Genomic DNA, 18,453 nt, shown 5'->3' with positions numbered 1-18,453 from the left:
CATTAGGAGAATAAAATGTCCAACACGCAAGTTTTGATACGTCAATTTGGTCAAATCGCTGAAAACCCAGTTCTACTCGATCACACAACAACTGAGCCAGTTTGCGAAGGTTTGAATGCTTTGCTCGCAAGTTTTCAAGCACTGTATTTGCAGTATCAAAAGCATCATTTTGTTGTCGAAGGTGCAGAGTTTTACTCGCTTCATGAGTTTTTTGAAACAAGCTATGAGGCTGTGCAAGACCATGCTCATGAAATTGGGGAGCGCCTCGAAGGCTTGGGCGGCGTTCCAGTCGCAAGCTTCTCAAAGTTGGCTGAGTTATGCTGTTTTGCACCAGAACCGGATGGAGCCTACAGTTGTCGATCGATGTTGGAGCACGATCTAGTCGCAGAACAGGCAATTATTGACCTACTGCGTCGTCAGGCTGCTCAAGCAGAAAGCCTCGGCGATCGCGCAACGCGCTTTTTGCTAGAAAAGATTTTGTTAGCAACAGAAGATCGAGCATTCCATGTTGCTCACTTCCTAGCACCGGATAGCTTGAAGCGATAGATTTCTGGGTGGTCTAAGCCTCCTTAGAGTAAAAGTTTTTCTCAAAATCAACGCAAGAACCCCACAGCCTCTTCCCCAAAAGAAGGGGCTTTTTATCTGAATTGAGCAGTTTATTGAAATCTCTTCTCAATAAAGAAGATAAGCCAATCAATAATATGTGTCAAGAGTTGGTCACAAAAAAGCTGCTAGTCGGCGCAGCAACAGCCAACTAGCAGCTCATTTTTATGAATTGAATTATTGCGGTGCAACTTTATCTTTGAAGCCTTTACCTGCGGCAAACACAGGAACGCGAGTTGCAGGAATTTGGATCGCAGCACCCGTTGCAGGGTTACGACCTTCACGGGCTTGACGTTCCCGCGCTTCAAAACTGCCAAATCCGACGATTGTTACTTTGTCGCCGCTTGCCACGGTTTCAAGGATGGTATCGACCATTGCGCTGAGAATTGCATCAGCTTCTTTCTTGGTGACACTCGCCTTTTGAGCGATCGCATCAACTAATTCACCTTTGTTCATTTACGTGTCCTCACAATGATTCCTACATTGGTTCGCTGCATTGTAGTGCAAGATTTTCAAAAGTTCAATCGTACTATGCAAATTTGCGTCACAATAAGACACCGTAAGGGTTTGAGGGATATCCGTATATGATCGTACCAGCGACATGCTCTCCAGGAATTGCAGCAGGCATGGCTGCATTGCAGATGTTTTACAACGCCGGGACGGGGCTTTGGGACTCGGCAAATTGGTGGAATGCGGCGAATGCACTCGAAGCCACGATCGAGTATTCAAGATTAACGGATTCACTCACCTATCGAGGCAACATTTTCAATACGTTTTATCAAAAGCCGCGCTACGCAAATTTTATTAATCCCTGGTTTCGAGATGATGATGGTTGGTGGGCGATTGCTTGGATCAGAGCCTATGATCTCACAGGTGAAAAGCGGTATTTAGATCAAGCTAAGTTGATCTTTTGGGATATGACGAAAGGTTGGGATAACGTCTGTGGGGGCGGGCTTTACTGGCATAAGCGCGAATTGAACTACAAGAATGCAATCACAAATGGATTATTGCTATCGGTTGCAGCAAAATTGAACCTCCGTGAACCGGAAGACAAACGATATTTAGAATGGTCGCAAAAGATTTGGAAATGGTATCAGCAAAGCGGAATGATCAATGCTGAGAATCTGGTGAATGATGGTTTAGATTACGAGACTTGTCGAAATAATGGCAAAACGACTTGGACTTACAATCAGGGAGTTTTGATTGGGGGACTCGTCGATTTATATCGGGGGACAAATGACCCCAAATTGTTGCAACAGGCAGAAGCGATCGCCGATGCGTCGATCGTCAAACTTGCCCGAAACGGAATTTTACGCGAACCCTGCGAAGATAACAATGATTGTGGCAATGATGGACCGCAATTTAAGGGCATCTTCATGCGGAACTTAGCCGAGTTGTATCGAGTCAGCCCAAAACTGAGCTATCGAGAATTTATTACTCGAAATGCAGAGTCGATTTGGGCAAATCGCAATCAGAACGGTCAATTTGGACTCGATTGGGCAGGAAATGTTGATCAAGCCGATGCGAAACGGCAAACGAGCGCGATCGATGCTTTGAATGCAGCCATTGCCTTGAGAACAACTTGGACAGGCATTCAACCCAAATTGAGCGCTGATACAACAAAGTTCAATGTTTCAGTCGCTTGCTCAGGTCGGTATGATTTGCAATTTCGGTACGCCTCGCCTGAAAGTGCTGTGAGATATCTGTATGTGAATGGAAAAAGTTTGGTCGATCGACAACTTTTCCCAAAAACAGGTGCATTAGATCAATGGCAAACGGTCACCGTTGAGAATGTCTGGCTGAATGCAGGGGATAATGCCATCTCCGTGATTTTTAATTCGAGTAAAGGCAGCCAAAATCCCCTTTCTGTAGGTGCATTATCGATCGATGTGTCGCGCAGGTTGAAATGAACCCGATTAAACAACTCTATCGTCAGATCAAATCTGGAATCGAACTCAGTGTTTGGGAAACGTCGCTGATCAAAGAGCGTATGACCGATTGGGCACAGCTTCAACGGTATGAGCAGGCGAATCGCGATGTCAAACAGGCTGAAGTGATTTTCTTTGGCGATTCCATTACTGATCAGTGGGATTTATCGCTGTATTTTCCAAATCAGTCTTATGTCAATCGTGGAATTTCCGGGCAAACGACTCCTCAAATGCTGGTTCGATTTCGTCCTGATGTGATTAATCTGCGTCCCAAAATTGTTGTTTTTCTTGCTGGAACTAATGATATTGCAGGCAATACGGGACATATGACGATCGAACAAATTCAGAATAATTTTATGTCGATCGCAGATCTCGCAAAGGCACATCAGATCCGACTCATCTTTGCTTCGATTCTTCCGGTCAGCGAGGAACGATCCATCACTCGACCTCTTACCAAGATCCAAATGCTCAATCAGTGGATCATTGAATATTGTGAGACAAATCATCTCATTTATCTGGACTACTACAGTTCGATGGTGGATGAGCGAGGATATTTGCGATCGCACCTTGCGGAAGATGGGTTACATCCGAATGACGCTGGATATCAGATCATGGCTCCGCTTGCAGAAGCGGCGATTCAGAAAGCTCTCTAACGCCATCTCACAAATGAATTTTACCTATGCAGAAGGATGTAGCAGAAATGAATTTTACCTATGCAGAAGGATGTAGCAGAAATGAATTTTACCTATGCAGAAGGATGAAAAAGCTTTTCAGGAGGGAGAAACTAAAAATAACTTCTGCAATCTAGATTTATGGCACAACCCACTTCTCAAAAAACTGGTAAAAACTTGCTCGCGCTTCCAAGTACGATCGCGCAGCATTCTTTGCGTTTGATTCGGAGCTTTTTACCGAGATTAGGACATGCCTTAGATTTTGTCGATACGATTCCTTTGCTGAAAAATCCGATCGTCAGGCGATTTGCAGGAGTGTTGAGATTGGAGTGGTTACTTGGGCTGACAGGTCAAGTGAACCTAGAAAAAGCGGAAGCAGAAGTGAAAAAGCTTCAGCAACAATTTCCGAACGAAACACCGAGCCAAATCTCGCATCGATTGATGGTGAAAAAAGCAATTCAAGCAGGTGGTACGGGCTTAGTGACCAGCATTTTGCCTGGATTTGCTGTGGCATTTCTCGCACTTGATATCGCGGCAACAACGGCACTACAAACTGCTTTAGTCTATGAAATTGCTGCTGCCTATGGATTGAATCTGCGTGATACAGCCCGAAAAGGTGAAGTGTTAGCGATTTTTGGACTCGCACTCGGTGGCGGCAACGCATTGAAGGCAGGCTTGAAGTTTTTACGCAATGTTCCGCTTGCTGGAGCCGCGATCGGTGCAAGTACAAATGCGACGATCCTCTATTCCGTCGGTTATGCCGCAAGTCGATTCTACGAAGCCCAGATCCAAGAAGCTTCTGAAGTTCCCAAGACCGAAACCTTGAAGACGATTCAGCAACAGAGCGAAGCTTATCTCAATGTCGCGATCGCTCAGCAAGCAATTGTGGATCAAGTCCTTGCACATATGCTTTTAGTGAGCTATCCAGAGAAAACATGGGAAGATATTTTGCCTGAGTTAAAACAATTGCAGTTAGAACCGTCTTCAATGAAGACGATCGCAGCTCACTTAAAGTCACCTCAGCCTTTAGCTAGCTTGTTGGATCAACTGAACTGCGATTTTGCCGCTCCTCTATTAGCTCAATGTCGTCGGATTGCAGAGAGTACAGGCGGAATTTCTCAGCCAGAAGCAGATGTGTTGAACGCGATCGAGCAAAAGTGTCAGACTTCATTCATCGACGCTTAGCGATCTATTTTAAACAGATCTTAAAGGATTGACGTATTGAAAGAAGTTTCTAAGCGCCAATAGGATTTATCTCGATCAACTGCAGCCAAAAGGACAAAACTCGCGTACATTACAAGATGGAGAATCGAGGGTGTTTTTATCGGGGTGGTCGCCTTTGTCATAAACTTCTACAAGATTTGTATCGTATGTTCTCAAAAAACTACGGGACGGGTTCCTTGCGAGTTGCGACCCTTGCACTAGCAGGAACGATTGGACTAGTTACGTCTGGATGTGAAAATTCGACGCTCTCCAGTGTCCCCCAAGTACAAGCTGGACCGACTCCACCTCGGCAGCCACAGATTGCACCAGTCTCTGAGGCGCAAGATTCCAGTTCAGCCACTAGAACGCGAAACTTCACGGTTTCAGATGGAATGAGAACAGTTGGAACGATGACGATCGCTGCAGATGGAACCGCAATTCTGAAAATTCAAGATCCGAAAACTTCGGCTGTCGAATATCACGGCAACTTCTCTAGTCCAGCTGCTCTTGACGATCGCAAAGCGCCTCTGCCCGAAGTCAATCAGGTCTATCCACTCACGCCTGAAGGGCAGAGTGAGAATCGCTGCGTGAGTGGGGATACAGCTTGCGAATTTCCGCTCAGCCAAATGACCCATCAAGTCTCGGAAGTCGCTGTGCAAGATGAGAGTCTGGTCAACCATGACGATCGCTTTATCTATCAAGACTTTAGCTCTTCTTTCTTCCAACAAGTGCTAGAAATCAATCGCGATTGTGGACTCAGTATGGTGGCTGCTCCCTGCTCTACTCGCGTTTATGCTTTCAAAGACGGCAGCCTGACGACGAAATTTATTGACACTGAATCGACAGAAGAATACACAATGATGTTCCAGCAACCTGTGACAGAGGAAGTTGCTTTCAGTTATCTCGCAATCTTGAATGATGGTAAAGCAGTTGACTTCACTTCATCTACATCTGACCAACCCCATTCGCAAAGTTGTCCTGATGACACTACACGCACTGCCTCCTACTGCAAAGCTGAACTTCTTTTTAATGCAGATGGAGCCGTGTCAGGAGTCAAATTGACTCATATCAAACCGAAACGGAATCGTTAGCAGGAATAGATGGGGAAGTGTATACCGCCCGCCACGCTAAAGCAAGAGGACTAGCTGAATAGGGAGCAATACCCCGATATCAACTTTGCTCAAGTGTCCATTTTCAGACTTGCCGATCGCACAACTGCTTGAATTAACCCTTCCAAGGTAAATTCTTCGGCTTCAATCTCAACGCGCCCTAACAAGGCTCGACAAGTTTTAGAAGTCTGTGGACCGATCGACGCGAAACGTACCTTTTCTAAATGTTGGCTCCAATTATCCCCGATCGCTTTTTGCAACAATTCGCAGAAATGCTTGACGGTTTTAGAACTCGCGAAGGTAACGATATCAACTTTGTGAGCTTGAATCGCCGCGATCGCAGTGGCATCAGGAATTCTCGGACAAGTGGATTGATAGGCGGCAACTTCTGTGACAATTGCCCCGCGATCGCTAAATGCACGCACGAGCACATCCCGCCCGCCTGTCTCAACGCGCGGAAACAAAATTTTCTTTCCTTCGACCGAGACTGGAAAATTGATCACCATCGAATCCGCCACAAAATCTGGCGGGATAAAATCTGGCTGTAATCCGCGTTGTCTCAATCGCTGAGCCGTTTTCTCGCCCACCACGGCAATCTTAATGCCCGACAGTCCCCGGACATCCTGAAGTTGAGAACCCAATCGCTCAAAGAAATAATCGACTGCATTCGTCGAAGTCAGAATTAGCCAATCGAATTCGTTTATTTTCGCGATCGCTTGATCTAATCCCGCCCAACTCGACGGAGGCACAATCTCGATCGTCGGCATTTCCAGCACACTTGCGCCATAGTTTTGCAGCGAGTAAGCGAACTGACTCGACTGTCCTGCGGCGCGGGTGACGATGATAGTTTTGTTAAAAAGAGGCAAATTCATAAAAACGATCGCAGTCGAACGACTTCCCCAATCACGATCACACAAGGCGATAATCGCTGGGGTGTCACCTGCGACAGGATTTCATCGAGTGTACTACTCCAGATTTCTTGTTCAGGATGTCCAGCCCACCGAATAATTGCGATCGGGGTCTGTTCTGATTTTCCCTGACGACGTAGCTCTTCGACAATTCGTGGTAAATGTTTACCTCCCATTAAGATCACGAGCGTGTCAATTTGAGCCAAGACTTGCCAGTTTAATCGCTCAGGTTCATGCGCTGTAATCACCGTAAATCCACGGCTTAAGACCGGATCAGTCAAGGGGATATGGGCGAACAGCGGAGCGGCTAAAGCTGAGGAAATACCGGGAACAACTTCATAGTCACAATTTGCCGCTTTGAGCGTTTGAATTTCCGAAGTGGTTCGTCCAAAGATGAACGGATCGCCACTTTTGAGCCGAACGACTTTTTTCCCCTGTTGACAGTGCTCAACGAGTAAGCGATCGATATCTTCCTGCTTCATGCTAGGTTGTCCCCCTCGCTTCCCAACATTCAGCTTCAAACAGGTGTCCGCCACCAATTCTAAAAACTGCGAATCGACCAACGCATCGTAAACGAGAACTTCAGCCTGAGTGAGCAACTGATACGCTCGCATCGTCAAATTTCCAATATCTCCGGGTCCTGATCCCACTAAAAAAACTTTGCCTGACATCGCTTAACCCAGAAAACAAGCAGCCGGAAAAATCAAATACTCTAAGAAAAACAGCTTCCAAATGACTTGATAAAACCGAGCAACTTCTACTTTGTCGTGTAAGTCAATTTTGTAGCTGCGAAACCACAAGGTTGCTAATACTGTCAGATGGCTCACCATCAAAAAAGGCGCATTGACACCCGGTAAAAAAGGCGCGATCGCCACAATCGATAGATAACACCCGGTCAAAACTGCCCGCGATAAATTGAACACCGGGCGCTGTCCCAGTCTCAAGGTCAATGTGCGAATGTTGTATCGTTGATCGCCTTCTGTATCTGGCATATCTTTGAAAATTGCGATCGCAAACGTAAACACCAAAATAAAGATGGTCAACGCCCAAACTTTCGCGGGAATGGGAAAGCCCTGATTGAAATGCAAGAACAATCCCAAATTCACGATCATGCCTCTGACCGTAAAGATGCACAGCGATGCCCAAAACGGAAATCGCTTCAATCGTACGGGCGGCAAAGAGTAGAGTGTGCCGATCGCTAAACTCAGCCCAACCATTCCGAACAAATAAGGACTCTGGGACGCGGCAACTGCGATCGCGATGATTCCTGTCAGTACCACCAGCAGTCGCCCTTGCCCAACCGAGAATTCGCCGGAAGCTAAGGGAAGATGGGGCTTATTAATGCGATCGATCTCGATATCTTCAAGTTGGTTCAACCCCACAATGTAGACATTGCCACACAGACAGGCAATCAGAGGCGCGATCAACAAGGTCGGATGCAGCAATAATTCGCGATTGCCAGCAAGCACGATCAGATATAGCCCCAACACACTTAATGACGTTCCAATCACTGTATGAGGGCGCGAGAATTTCCAGAAAGCATAGAGCCAAGGGGCATAGCGTTGAACGAGATTCGATGATTTATTCGATGACTTGTTGGATGATTTGTAAGAAGTTCGACTCATAACTTTCTGGAATCTTGACCCCTAAACCCTACCGTGGTTCTAAACTTTCTTGCCGCAAAGCAAGCCAAATTTAATTAATCCGCGTTTGTACCCTTGCTGCATTGATCCCAGCGAGAGCGCGGCTTGAATGGTTGTCCAGCCCGATGTAAGCAAGCCAAAAATTGCACCAGGTGTAAAAGCGGAATCGATCACAACATTCCAAAATGGAGCCACAGCCGTTGACCAGTCTGCGGTTTGGATGTCGTGCAGTCCGATCTCTTGCGCGATCGCGGTGTATTCCGGCAATGAGATCACATACGGCAAGCAATACACGCGATAAATCTCAGCCAACCGTTTGCGATCGTCGATCGTCAGCGGCACTTGATCCGTCGGACGATGACACCAAGTTGCCATAATAAACGTCCCACCCGGTTTAAGCACTCGATAGCATTCGGCTAAGAATTTCTGCTTATCCGGCATGTGTTCGCCGCTTTCCAGCGACCACACTAAATCAAAGGAATTATCCTCGAAGGGCATATTCAGCGCATCAGCGACTTGAAAATTGGCGGAAATCTGAGCCACTCTCGATCGTTCTTTTGCCCGATTTGCCTGCACTGGACTCAGGGTGATTCCCGTTGCTTCCGCTCCAAATTTTTCAGCTAAATAGAGCGAACTTCCTCCGATGCCGCATCCGACATCCAGGATTTTCTCTGCTTTTGTGATCCCCGCCCACTTCAGTAATTCTTCGATCAGATCAATCTGTGCCTGTCTGCGCTCCTTTTGGGTCTTGCCGTCTGCGCCGTAATAGCCGTGATGCATGTGCTCGCCCCAAACTTGCTCCCATAAGCCAGAGGCCGCATCGTAAAACTGCTGGATTTGCTCAGATAAGGTTGAAGTCATAGACAGCCCTAGGAAATGTATTCAATCTATCAAATTGATTGATAAGAATTCGAGCATTTTAATCTTAAGAAAATCTATTGATTATGAGAATTGAAGATAGTAATAAAAAATACGAATTTGCACAGTTGATGCTGTAGCCCTATGTTTATGTCTAAGGATGAATACCAACAGGAGTACTTTTGCTTGGGGGTGAAGAAAAAACTACCCTGTTGGATGCTGTGCGCTGCTTTCGGGGATCGCTTTAATTAAGAATATCTTGAAAGAAAAGAGATAGAAAATCGGATCGAAATCTAATGCATAGGTTGAGAGATTCATACATAGATATGGGTATGTTGAAGCTGAAATAAGCAGAATTGATTCACTGAGTTAATTCATCAACACTTCAACTAACTCTCTTCTGAAGTTCACGGAAATCTAAGACTGCTTGTGTATCTTGTAAGTGAGAAAACACAAGTTCTTCTCTTCTTCTCTCTGTTGATGGCTACTCTCTCTCGTTTGTCTGGAAGGTCAATTATGTCTGAAACCCATTTCGACTCCAACTTGATCGCTCGCCCACCTCAAAAGTTCGATTTCCTACAACCACTCCGCAACTGGTTCGACTCGATTCAAATCCACGATCGTAGAGCTGCTCACTTCGTCTGCAAACTGATTCCAGCACAATGCCCGTTTGAACGCGATATCAAGCTGTTTGGACGCACGATCGCGCATATCCCCCCCATGTGCAAATTGAATCCCCTGTATGACCAATTTGTCGGTCTAAGATTCCGAGCATTGTGCTATTTAGTCGATGAATGCGGCGAAATGGTCGTCTAAGCAAGCTTCGAGATTAATTGAGTCGAATCGAGATCTTTACCAATAAAGACCAGTCGAGTTTGTCTCAGTTCATCAGCTCGCCACGGTCGATCGTAGAAATGCTCAAACCTGGAACCCACCCCCTGCATGACGAGCCGCATTGGTTTATTTGGCACTGCCACGAACCCTTTGACTCGATAAATCTCCTGCTCCTGGACGAGTTTTTCTAAACGCGATCGCAACTGTTCCGGATCAAAGGCTTGATCCAAAATTAAATGAGTCGAGTTAATCTCATCGTCATGGTCGTGTTCTTCTTCTGTATCGTGATGACTCGGACGCGCTTCTAAATGATCTTCTACCGCCGCATTGAACCCTAGAAGCAAGTTTGGATCAAGCTCTCCTGCCCGCCCATTTTCCACAATTTTGACAGCTCTTGGAAGCTCCTGCTCGACGAGCGATCGCACATTCTCCTGAGCCTCACGGTCTACGAGATCCGTCTTATTTAAAATCACTAAATCAGCGCAAGCTAGCTGATCTTCAAACAATTCTTGCAGCGGCGTTTCGTGGTCAAGATTGGGATCGGCTTGTCGCTGTGCTTCGACCGCTTGCAAATCCGCCGCAAGCGTTCCGGTTGAAACCGCTTCGCAATCGACAACGGTGATCACACCATCGACTGTAGCTGCATTACGAATTTCATGCCAGCGAAATGCTTTGATCAACGGTTTTGGTAAAGCTAAGCCAGAGGTTTCAATCACGATCGAGTCTAAACTGTCTCTGCGCTTGAGCAATTCCAACATCGTGGGCAAAAACTCTTCTTGCACTGTGCAGCAGAGGCAGCCGTTCGTCAATTCGACAATATTACTCGTCTCATTAGTCGTCTCGTCTTCGGGGCAAACCTGGCAAGATTTCAGAAGTTCGCCATCGATTCCCATTTCTCCGAACTCATTGACCAACACAGCAATTCGCCGTCCCTGATTATTTTGTAACAGGTGACGAATCAGCGTAGTCTTTCCACTTCCTAAAAAGCCAGTAATGACAGTAACCGGAATCTTCGCAGCCATAAATTCAGTCCATTTAGTCTAAAGCTTAGATTCTCAGAAGTTGGATGTTTGCAAAATCCCGACTTCTCGCATCACGCGGAATCTTTCACGATCGCGCTAATCATACCAATTCCAACAACGAATCCTGAAAACTTGATGGGTTTCTTCACCAAGCCTCCAGGATTCAAAAAATGAGAATTTAATCTCAAGACTCGAATTATTCAGCCTATTCAGCCGTTGCCAACTCTGTGCTGCCGCGTGCGCGTCTGCGGGTCAACGCATTGAACAATGCTTGTCCAATTGCTTTGATCAGGTTGCCTTCTAGCTCTTTGAACATGTGCATGTTCATGCCAAACGCATCGTTTGCTTCTTCGACAATTCGATCAGCAGTTGCTTCATCAATATCCATCGAATCCAAACGTGCCCGATACTCTTTCTTGAAGGCTTTCTCATCAGAGATATATTTGAACTCATAGAAGTTCGTGCCTTCGCCTTCTGTGAGATTCATGCCGTTTTGAGCAATTTTCTTGAGAATTTGACCACCCGACAAGTCGCCAATATAGCGCGTGTAAGAGTGAGCAATCAGCAACTCAGGATTGCTTTGTCCGACTTGATGAATTCGAGCGACATAGGACTGAGTGGCATCCGACGGAGCGACTTGATCGCGCCAGTTCTTACCGAAGTAGTAAGCAAGATCCTGTTCTAGCGTTTCTTTCCGTTCAAGCTCTGGGAAGTAGATTTTCGACAAGATCGGATGATCTTTGTGTCGGCGCATCTCTTCTTCCATTGCCGAATAGACAAAGTAAAAGTTTGCAACGAGCTTGCGATAAGATTCTTTCTCAACCGTTCCTTTCAAAAAGCACGCGATGAATCCGGTGTTTTCCGCCATCGTGTGAGCTTTCTTGGTTCCTTCGCGAAGTTTTGTTGCTAAATTACTGCTCATTCTAAACTTCCCAACACTGTAAATTTAAGTGATCTGCTGACGTGTCATTTTACAGATGATCCCAAGTTTTAGCTTAAGGGCTTGTCTCCATTGCTGTGTAAGGCTTTGAATCAAGAACTTAATGGTGACCGTAGAAATCATCATGTTGCGCTATTTGTTAAGGTAATCCGTTTTGATGAGCGTTTTTATTACAAATTCTTACATCGGATGCAAGCTGCTCCTCGATACGAGATTCACGTTACTTTAATTTCAGCACTCTATTTTTTAGTAAATGCTACTTTTTAGTAAATGCTACAAGATGCCCTGACTTGGATTCAAAATCTTGGCGCGACAGGCGCGATCGTGTTTATCCTGCTCTACATGTGCGCTGCTGTTCTCTGGATTCCGGGAACGCTGCTCACGCTAGGGGCAGGGCTTGTCTATGGACTTTTTCTTGGTTCACTTTATGTAGCAATTGGGGCGACTTTAGGCGCGATCGCAGCTTTTCTAGTCGGACGATATGTTGCGAGAGATTGGGTATCTCAACGCATTGAAGCCAATGCGAAGTGGAAAGCGATCGACCAAGCAGTTGCAAAAGAAGGATTGAAAATTGTTATCCTTACCCGATTGTCTCCCGTATTTCCATTCACGTTATTAAATTATGCGTTTGGTGTGACCCAAGTTTCATTAAAAGATTATGCGATCGGCTGTTTCGGCATGATTCCTGGAATCATCATGTATGTCTACATCGGCTCGCTTGCGGGCAATCTAGCAACTTTAGGCAAAGCACCCTTGAGTTCAGAAGCACAACTAGCGCAATGGGGACTTCGAATCGTTGGGCTAATCGCTACAGTAGTCGTAACAGTCTATGTGACACGAATTGCGCGAAAAGCGTTGCAAGATAGCGGGGTCGAAGATTCATGAGCCTGATTTCTCCTGATGATGTTCACAATCAACTCTTGGTTTCGCGGGTGCATCCGCCGGATTGGGTGCATCCGCAACCGAGCGATCGCTATGATTTGGTGGTTCTAGGCGCAGGAACGGCAGGTTTAGTCGTTGCAGCAGGAGCCGCCGGACTGGGGATCGGACTGAAAGTGGCGCTGATCGAAAAACATTTAATGGGCGGAGATTGCTTGAATGTCGGCTGTGTTCCGTCTAAATGCATGATTCGATCGTCGAGAGTCGTGGCTGAGATGCGAGATGCTCGATCGTTTGGTGTGATTCCTCCGGATACGATTGAAGTCGATTTTCCGGCTGTGATGGAACGAATGCGTCAATTGCGAGCAGGCATCAGTGAAAATGATTCAGCCGATCGATTTAAAAAATTAGGCGTGGATGTCTTTCTGGGTGAAGCGAGCTTTTTGGATCGCGATCGCATTCAAGTGAGCGATCGCGTTTTCAACTTCAAAAAAGCCGTGATTGCGACTGGAGCACGGGCGCGTGACCCTGAAATTCCAGGATTAGCAGAAGCAGGATATTTAACCAATGAAACAGTTTTTTCATTAACCGATCGTCCTCGTCGCTTGGCTGTGATTGGCGGCGGTGCAATTGGCTGTGAATTGGCACAGACCTTTCAGCGCTTAGGCTGTGAAGTGATGCTATTTCATAAACATGCTCGGTTACTCGATCGAGAAGATCCTGACGCTGCCGAACTGCTTCAGCAAGTTTTTCTCGAAGAAGGCATTCGCGTGATCTTGAATTGCAACATTGATCAAGTTAGATCTTCTCCTGATGGGAAAGTGATCGATGCAAACGGCGAGAGCTTTGTCGTCGATGAAATTCTTGTGGGTGCAGGTCGTGCCCCGAATGTAGAAGGATTGAATCTGGAAGCGGTGGGGGTGAACTACGATCGCAAAGGTGTCAAAGTCAACGACTATCTGCAAACGACCAATCCGCGCATCTATGCAGCAGGTGACATCTGTATGGATTGGAAATACACACATGCGGCAGATGCGGCAGCACGAATTGTGATTAAAAACGCTTTGTTTTCACCGTTTGGGTTTGGTCGATCGAAACTCAGCAGTTTGACCATGCCTTGGGTCACTTACACCGATCCCGAAGTCGCGCATGTCGGGATCTACGAAAGCGATGACGCTGAACTGATTAAAATCACCTTAGATAAGGTCGATCGTGCGATTGCCGATGGAGAAACCAACGGCTTCATCAAATTACTGCATCGAACAGGATCAGACGAAATTCTTGGAGCCACGATCGTCGCGCGTCATGCCGGAGAAATGATCAGCGAAATCACAACCGCGATCGTCGGGAAACGCGGACTCAACACGTTATCTACGGTCATTCATCCTTATCCCACTCAAGCCGAAATGATCAAAAAAGCCGCAGATGCCTACCGCCGAAAACTGCTCACTCCTACTAGCCGAAAACTCTTAGGACTGCTCACCAAATTTTCTTAAAGCGTTCATGAAGGCTTCACCGCTGACATCGGTTCAGAATTGTTAAGCTAGGAGCGCGCTATAGCCAGATGATATGCAGCCCCTATTCACCCAGTCGCTTAAGGTCGAAACCCTAAATTTCACGATCGACAACCTTCCCCCTCACCTGCATGGGACAACACTCGTTCAACTCTCTGACCTGCACTTTGACGGAGAGCGATTATCTGAAAAAATTCTGAATCAAGCGATCGAGATTACCAATCAAGCCGCAGCCGATTTCATCGTCATCACAGGCGACTTTGTGACTGATGATCCGCAGCCGATTTATGAACTTGTCCATCATTTGCAACAGTTAAAAGCCAGATCAGGAATTTATGGCATTTTGGGCAATCACGACTTATATCGCCGCGATAGTCAGCAAATTATCATTGATGCTCTAGCCAACATTCATATCCAAATTCTCTGGAATGAAATCGTTTATCCGGTTGGATCAGAACTTGCCCTAGTTGGACTCGCAGACTTTTGGTCGCCTGCCTACAAACAATCTAGCGAAGTCATGGAGCAACTTCCTGCCGACTTGCCGCGCATTGTGCTCGCTCACAATCCCGACTGCGCCGAATCCCTACAAAAATGGCGAGTCGATCTGCAACTTTCAGGACATAGCCACGGTGGGCAAATCATCATTCCAGGCATTGTCAATATTTCAGCCTTTTGCGCCTATCTCTATCGCATCCTTCCCAAGAAAATCAAGTACAGAATTCCAGTTCTCGCTGCCTGTTACCGAGTTATGAAACATTGGGAATGGGTCAAAGGACTGCATCACATTGGCAAGAATCGACTTTATGTCAATCGTGGATTAGGAACTTACTTTCCAGGTCGATTGTTCTGTCCTCCCGAAGTGACGATCATCACGCTGAATGCTAGCGATTGTGATTCTCCATCCCCGCGCTGATCAATTTCCTCGGTTGCGTGACCATACTGGAAAAGGCAATTTAGTTTTGCCTCCTATTGTTCAGTGACTTAGGCGTTTCCCGTGTGAATGACCTAGACTTGGAGCGACCCACCATCTTGGTAGTAGACGATCATCCTTCGAGCCGGATGACCGCTGTAGCTTTGCTTTCTGTAGAAGGCTACGATGTCATTGAAGCAGAAAGCGGCGCGACTGCACTTGCACAACTTCAGCAAACGAATCCTGACCTGATTTTGCTCGATGTGATGATGCCAGGCATGGATGGGTATGAAGTGTGCCGTCGCCTCAAAGAAGATGAACTCACTCGTTTAACGCCAGTCGTCTTTATTACAGCATTAGACGATCGCCGATCGCGGCTCCGCGGCATCGAAGCCGGGGGCGACGACTTCTTGACCAAACCCTTTGATCAATTAGAACTCTCGGCACGAGTCAAATCGCTCGTGCATCAGAAACGCCTGAATGAAGATTTAGATCACGCGGAAAAAGTGTTGTTCTCAATTGCGAGAACCGTTGAAAGTCGCGATCCAAATACTGGAGATCACTGTGAAAGACTGGTGATGCTGGGAAAAGCATTCGGTGAATTTTTGGGATTAACGCGATCGCAAATTCGCGACTTGATGTGGGGTGGATATTTGCACGATATCGGCAAAGTAGGCATCCCCGATGCTGTGCTGCTGAAAACAGGACGACTCACTCCTGAAGAGTTTCAGATTATGAAACAGCATGTCCTGATCGGCGAAAAAATCTGTCAACCGCTGCGAACCATGCGCGGCGTTGTCCCGATCATCCGGCATCATCATGAACGTTGGGATGGGTCTGGCTATCCGGATGCCTTGAAAGGCGATGACATTCCTTTTTTGGCACAAGTGTTTCAAATCCTTGATATTTATGATGCGCTGACCAGCGAACGCCCCTATAAAAAAGCATTTTCACCTGAAGAAGCGTTGAGAATCATTGCAGAAGAAACAAGAAAAGGCTGGCGTAATCCAGATTTGATTGCAGAATTCAGCGATTTTATTCAAGCGATCGAACTGCAATTCAAGAGTGAACCGATTTGGTTTGAAAAATATGTCAAAGCAGTGAATCGTATCTGACAGTTAAGCTGTATCAGAATTACCTTACTTTTCAAAAAGCTTGTTCTAAAATAGGCTCAAGGGTCAAGTGTAGAGCGCTTTGAATGCGATCTGAAGATTCATGAAGTGTGTGATTTAATCATTCTTTTGGAGGCGCGATGTTAGTCATCCTAGCGGGCGAACAACTCCTTTCACCCCAGCAAGTTTGCCAGAACTGCTTAATGGCAGATCAAAGTGGACAACCCAGATGGCGGCAGGGTCAACTGCGTTGCGGGCAGGCAATTTTGAAACTGGGGGAAAAGACCCCAGATCAGTTTGAGTGCCAGATGGGATTTCGGGTGGCAAATATTGAATAAGGTGGAAGTGCGCTATTCTGGGCGTATCCCAATTCATCTGAATACGAACGAGGAGAACTGAGTTATGACGTGGCGCGGCTCTACAACGGTGTCTGATCGCATTTTTGCTTGTCTAGTGTATCTCTTACCCTTATTAGATGTAGTGGGCTTCGTTGGGCGGATCTTGCTGGCGACGGACTCGTTTCTCAGTCCACTGGTTGCGATCGTTGCCTTGCCCCTGGCTCCACTCCTCTCGATTTACACCGGATTCATTCCGTTAATTGTGTTCTTTGCGCTGTTCCTATTGGTGGTGCGCAACGAAAATGTGCCGCACTTTATCCGATTCAATACCATGCAAGCGATTCTGTTTGGAATTTTATTGAGTCTGGTCAGCATTATCTGGCAATTTGCGCTATCCCCTATTTTTGGTATGGGCTTGTTGACGCAAACGCTATTCAACGCTGTCTTTTTAGGGATGATTGTGGCAGTCGGGTATTCGATCGTGCAATCTGCATTGGGACGTTATGCAGAAATTCCCACGATCTCAGATGCCGTCTATATGCAGGTGCGTTAATCCTGTAATTGGGCTTGGCGAACGGGTAAGCGTTCGCCAACCGTATTTTCTAAGAAGCCGATGCCTTCGATTTCAACTCGAACTCGATTGCCAATCTGCATGGCTCCCACACCTTCAGGAGTGCCCGTTAAAATCACATCTCCAGGGAGTAGGGTCATCACTTGGCTAATGTAGGAGACTAGGAAATCCGGTGAAAACACCATATTTCCGATCGAATCAGATTGAACGGGGGCTTCATTCAAAAAAGTTTGGATGCGCGCATCGGGATTAATTTCTCTGACAATCCAAGGACCTAAGGGGCAGAACGTATCGAAGCCTTTGGCTCGCGTCCACTGCCCATCTTTTTTTTGTAGATCTCGGGCAGTGACATCGTTTGCGATCGTATATCCCCAAATTTTGCTGTGGGCTTGTTGAGGGGTGCAGTCTTTTGTGCGATCGCCAATCACTAGCGCTAATTCTCCTTCATAATCGACTCGCTCAGATTGCGGTGGATACAAAATCTCAGCGTCCAACGGAATGATGGTGGTGGTGGGTTTGAGGAATAAAAGCGGCTCTTGGGGCACAGGGGTTCCCATTTCAGCGGCATGACTGGCGTAGTTTTTGCCGACTGCAATAATTTTCGAGGGCGCACAGGGGGCAAGCAGCCGATATTCAGCGGCATTTAGTCGATGCTCTGTCAGTTGTCCTCGATGCCAAGGGGGAGCGTCTAAAACTTGAACAGTGCGATCGATTTGCAGTAAGCCGTAATAGATTTTGTCGTCAGGGGTTTGAACGCGGACATAACGCTGTGCCATAAGAAATTAATCGTATTTTGCTAGACCGGGGAATAGAGCGCGACGAATCATTCAGAAACTGGTATAGAATTGTAATTCCTTGCCCTTTCATTATTGGGGTTTCCCAACCTAAATCAAGCGATTTTTGTCTGATTGTTGGGCGATGCTGATCACTCGAAAGAGCCATTTAGACCATAAGGAGTCGATTTCATGAGCCAGTTGTACGAAACGATGTATATTTTGCGTCCTGACATCGGGGATGAAGCAGTCGATCAAGCGATCGAGAAGTATCAATCGATCTTGAAGGAAAACGGTGCGGAGATCATCGAAACTCAGCATCGGGGTAAGCGTCGCTTGGCTTACGAAATTGAAAGACAGCGCGAAGGTGTTTATATCCAAATGAATTTTAAGTCAGATGGAAGCCCGATTGCTCAAATGGAACGAGCAATGCGCTTGAGTAACGAAGTGATTCGCTATTTGACCGTGAAACAAGAAGAACCGAAAGCGGAAGCTGTCGAAGCTTAGGGCTAATCATTAATTCATTAACATCTGGTGCAGTTGATTCAGTGCCAGATGTTTTGTTTTGAGGGTCTAGACTTCATGCAGATCAATGCACCTGATCAGAACCCAAAATCGCTCAACCTGATGGGGACTG

Annotated in this window: 21 protein-coding genes; 13 read left to right on the top strand and 8 right to left on the bottom strand. The window is 46.5% G+C overall.

Annotation, left to right across the window (positions count from 1 at the left end):
• Positions 1-15 precede the first annotated feature (15 nt).
• Entirely contained in the window at positions 16-546 is a 531-nt protein-coding gene (gene dpsA / locus J0L70_RS17070; RefSeq protein ID WP_017287078.1) for a DNA starvation/stress protection protein DpsA, read from the top strand.
• Between the two features lie 234 nt (positions 547-780).
• Here the strand turns inward: dpsA and hbs are convergent, their stop codons facing one another.
• The gene (gene hbs, locus J0L70_RS17065; protein WP_017287079.1) at positions 781-1,059 is read right to left on the bottom strand and encodes a non-specific DNA-binding protein Hbs; all 279 of its coding nucleotides are present in this window, start codon (positions 1,057-1,059) and stop codon (positions 781-783) included.
• A gap of 128 nt (positions 1,060-1,187) precedes the next feature.
• Between hbs and J0L70_RS17060 the strand changes: the two genes are divergently transcribed.
• From J0L70_RS17060 to J0L70_RS17045, 4 genes are all read left to right on the top strand, one after another.
• Entirely contained in the window at positions 1,188-2,513 is a 1,326-nt protein-coding gene (locus J0L70_RS17060; RefSeq protein WP_287455346.1) for a glycoside hydrolase family 76 protein, read from the top strand.
• Positions 2,510-3,184, top strand: coding sequence for an SGNH/GDSL hydrolase family protein (locus J0L70_RS17055; protein ID WP_287455345.1), 675 nt, complete (start codon positions 2,510-2,512; stop codon positions 3,182-3,184). Before J0L70_RS17060 ends, J0L70_RS17055 begins: the two co-directional genes overlap by 4 nt.
• A gap of 159 nt (positions 3,185-3,343) precedes the next feature.
• On the top strand, positions 3,344-4,387 hold the full coding sequence (locus J0L70_RS17050; RefSeq protein WP_287455344.1) for a hypothetical protein: 1,044 nt from the start codon (positions 3,344-3,346) through the stop codon (positions 4,385-4,387).
• Between the two features lie 185 nt (positions 4,388-4,572).
• On the top strand, positions 4,573-5,496 hold the full coding sequence (locus tag J0L70_RS17045) for a hypothetical protein (RefSeq protein ID WP_287455343.1): 924 nt from the start codon (positions 4,573-4,575) through the stop codon (positions 5,494-5,496).
• A gap of 89 nt (positions 5,497-5,585) precedes the next feature.
• Here the strand turns inward: J0L70_RS17045 and J0L70_RS17040 are convergent, their stop codons facing one another.
• Genes J0L70_RS17040 through J0L70_RS17025 form a run of 4 tightly spaced genes read right to left on the bottom strand, consistent with a single transcriptional unit; the run spans position 5,586 to position 8,926 of the window.
• Positions 5,586-6,386: a uroporphyrinogen-III synthase gene (locus tag J0L70_RS17040; RefSeq protein WP_051077779.1), complete on the bottom strand. Its 801-nt coding sequence runs from the start codon at positions 6,384-6,386 to the stop codon at positions 5,586-5,588.
• Positions 6,383-7,093, bottom strand: a complete 711-nt coding sequence (cobA, locus tag J0L70_RS17035) for a uroporphyrinogen-III C-methyltransferase (protein WP_190647328.1) — start codon at positions 7,091-7,093, stop codon at positions 6,383-6,385. The genes J0L70_RS17040 and cobA overlap by 4 nt, the downstream gene beginning before the upstream one ends.
• A 3-nt stretch (positions 7,094-7,096) precedes the next feature.
• Complete coding sequence (locus tag J0L70_RS17030; RefSeq protein WP_287455342.1) at positions 7,097-8,047, bottom strand: homogentisate phytyltransferase; 951 nt, start codon at positions 8,045-8,047, stop codon at positions 7,097-7,099.
• A gap of 39 nt (positions 8,048-8,086) precedes the next feature.
• Positions 8,087-8,926, bottom strand: a complete 840-nt coding sequence (locus tag J0L70_RS17025; RefSeq protein ID WP_287455341.1) for a methyltransferase domain-containing protein — start codon at positions 8,924-8,926, stop codon at positions 8,087-8,089.
• A 513-nt stretch (positions 8,927-9,439) separates the two neighbouring features.
• Between J0L70_RS17025 and J0L70_RS17020 the strand changes: the two genes are divergently transcribed.
• The gene (locus tag J0L70_RS17020) at positions 9,440-9,739 is read left to right on the top strand and encodes a Mo-dependent nitrogenase C-terminal domain-containing protein (RefSeq protein WP_017287086.1); all 300 of its coding nucleotides are present in this window, start codon (positions 9,440-9,442) and stop codon (positions 9,737-9,739) included.
• On the opposite strand, the gene cobW is transcribed toward J0L70_RS17020, so the two are convergent.
• Together cobW and J0L70_RS17010 are read right to left on the bottom strand one after the other, a co-directional pair.
• On the bottom strand, positions 9,736-10,779 hold the full coding sequence (gene cobW / locus J0L70_RS17015) for a cobalamin biosynthesis protein CobW (RefSeq protein WP_287455340.1): 1,044 nt from the start codon (positions 10,777-10,779) through the stop codon (positions 9,736-9,738). The genes J0L70_RS17020 and cobW overlap by 4 nt on opposite strands.
• A gap of 205 nt (positions 10,780-10,984) precedes the next feature.
• Positions 10,985-11,701 (bottom strand): biliverdin-producing heme oxygenase, encoded by a 717-nt coding sequence (locus J0L70_RS17010; protein WP_287455339.1) that lies wholly within the window; start codon positions 11,699-11,701, stop codon positions 10,985-10,987.
• A 288-nt stretch (positions 11,702-11,989) separates the two neighbouring features.
• On the opposite strand from J0L70_RS17010, the gene J0L70_RS17005 reads away from it, so the two are divergent.
• The 6 genes from J0L70_RS17005 to J0L70_RS16980 all read left to right on the top strand — a co-directional run bounded on the left by J0L70_RS17005 (position 11,990) and on the right by J0L70_RS16980 (position 17,025).
• Complete coding sequence (locus J0L70_RS17005; RefSeq protein WP_287455338.1) at positions 11,990-12,604, top strand: TVP38/TMEM64 family protein; 615 nt, start codon at positions 11,990-11,992, stop codon at positions 12,602-12,604.
• Positions 12,601-14,094: a mercuric reductase gene (locus J0L70_RS17000; protein WP_287455337.1), complete on the top strand. Its 1,494-nt coding sequence runs from the start codon at positions 12,601-12,603 to the stop codon at positions 14,092-14,094. The genes J0L70_RS17005 and J0L70_RS17000 overlap by 4 nt, the downstream gene beginning before the upstream one ends.
• A gap of 73 nt (positions 14,095-14,167) precedes the next feature.
• Positions 14,168-15,025: a metallophosphoesterase gene (locus J0L70_RS16995; protein ID WP_287455336.1), complete on the top strand. Its 858-nt coding sequence runs from the start codon at positions 14,168-14,170 to the stop codon at positions 15,023-15,025.
• A gap of 83 nt (positions 15,026-15,108) precedes the next feature.
• Positions 15,109-16,137, top strand: a complete 1,029-nt coding sequence (locus J0L70_RS16990) for a response regulator (protein ID WP_051077780.1) — start codon at positions 15,109-15,111, stop codon at positions 16,135-16,137.
• Positions 16,138-16,274: 137 nt separating this feature from the next.
• Positions 16,275-16,472 carry a hypothetical protein gene (locus J0L70_RS16985; RefSeq protein ID WP_017287095.1) on the top strand — a complete coding sequence of 66 codons (198 nt, stop codon included), beginning with the start codon at positions 16,275-16,277 and terminating at the stop codon, positions 16,470-16,472.
• Between the two features lie 64 nt (positions 16,473-16,536).
• Positions 16,537-17,025, top strand: a complete 489-nt coding sequence (locus J0L70_RS16980) for a Tic20 family protein (protein WP_017287096.1) — start codon at positions 16,537-16,539, stop codon at positions 17,023-17,025.
• On the opposite strand, the gene J0L70_RS16975 is transcribed toward J0L70_RS16980, so the two are convergent.
• Positions 17,022-17,819, bottom strand: a complete 798-nt coding sequence (locus tag J0L70_RS16975) for a fumarylacetoacetate hydrolase family protein (protein WP_017287097.1) — start codon at positions 17,817-17,819, stop codon at positions 17,022-17,024. The genes J0L70_RS16980 and J0L70_RS16975 overlap by 4 nt on opposite strands.
• A gap of 189 nt (positions 17,820-18,008) precedes the next feature.
• Between J0L70_RS16975 and rpsF the strand changes: the two genes are divergently transcribed.
• Positions 18,009-18,323 carry a 30S ribosomal protein S6 gene (gene rpsF / locus J0L70_RS16970; RefSeq protein WP_017287098.1) on the top strand — a complete coding sequence of 105 codons (315 nt, stop codon included), beginning with the start codon at positions 18,009-18,011 and terminating at the stop codon, positions 18,321-18,323.
• Positions 18,324-18,453: the final 130 nt, after the last annotated feature.

Origin of the sequence: Leptolyngbya sp. UWPOB_LEPTO1 (genome assembly GCF_017302695.1) — a bacterium.
Taxonomy (GTDB): Bacteria; Cyanobacteriota; Cyanobacteriia; order Leptolyngbyales; family Leptolyngbyaceae; genus Leptolyngbya; species Leptolyngbya boryana.
The sequence above is the reverse complement of the archived record's forward strand: the minus strand, read 5'-3'. Positions and strand labels throughout refer to the sequence as shown.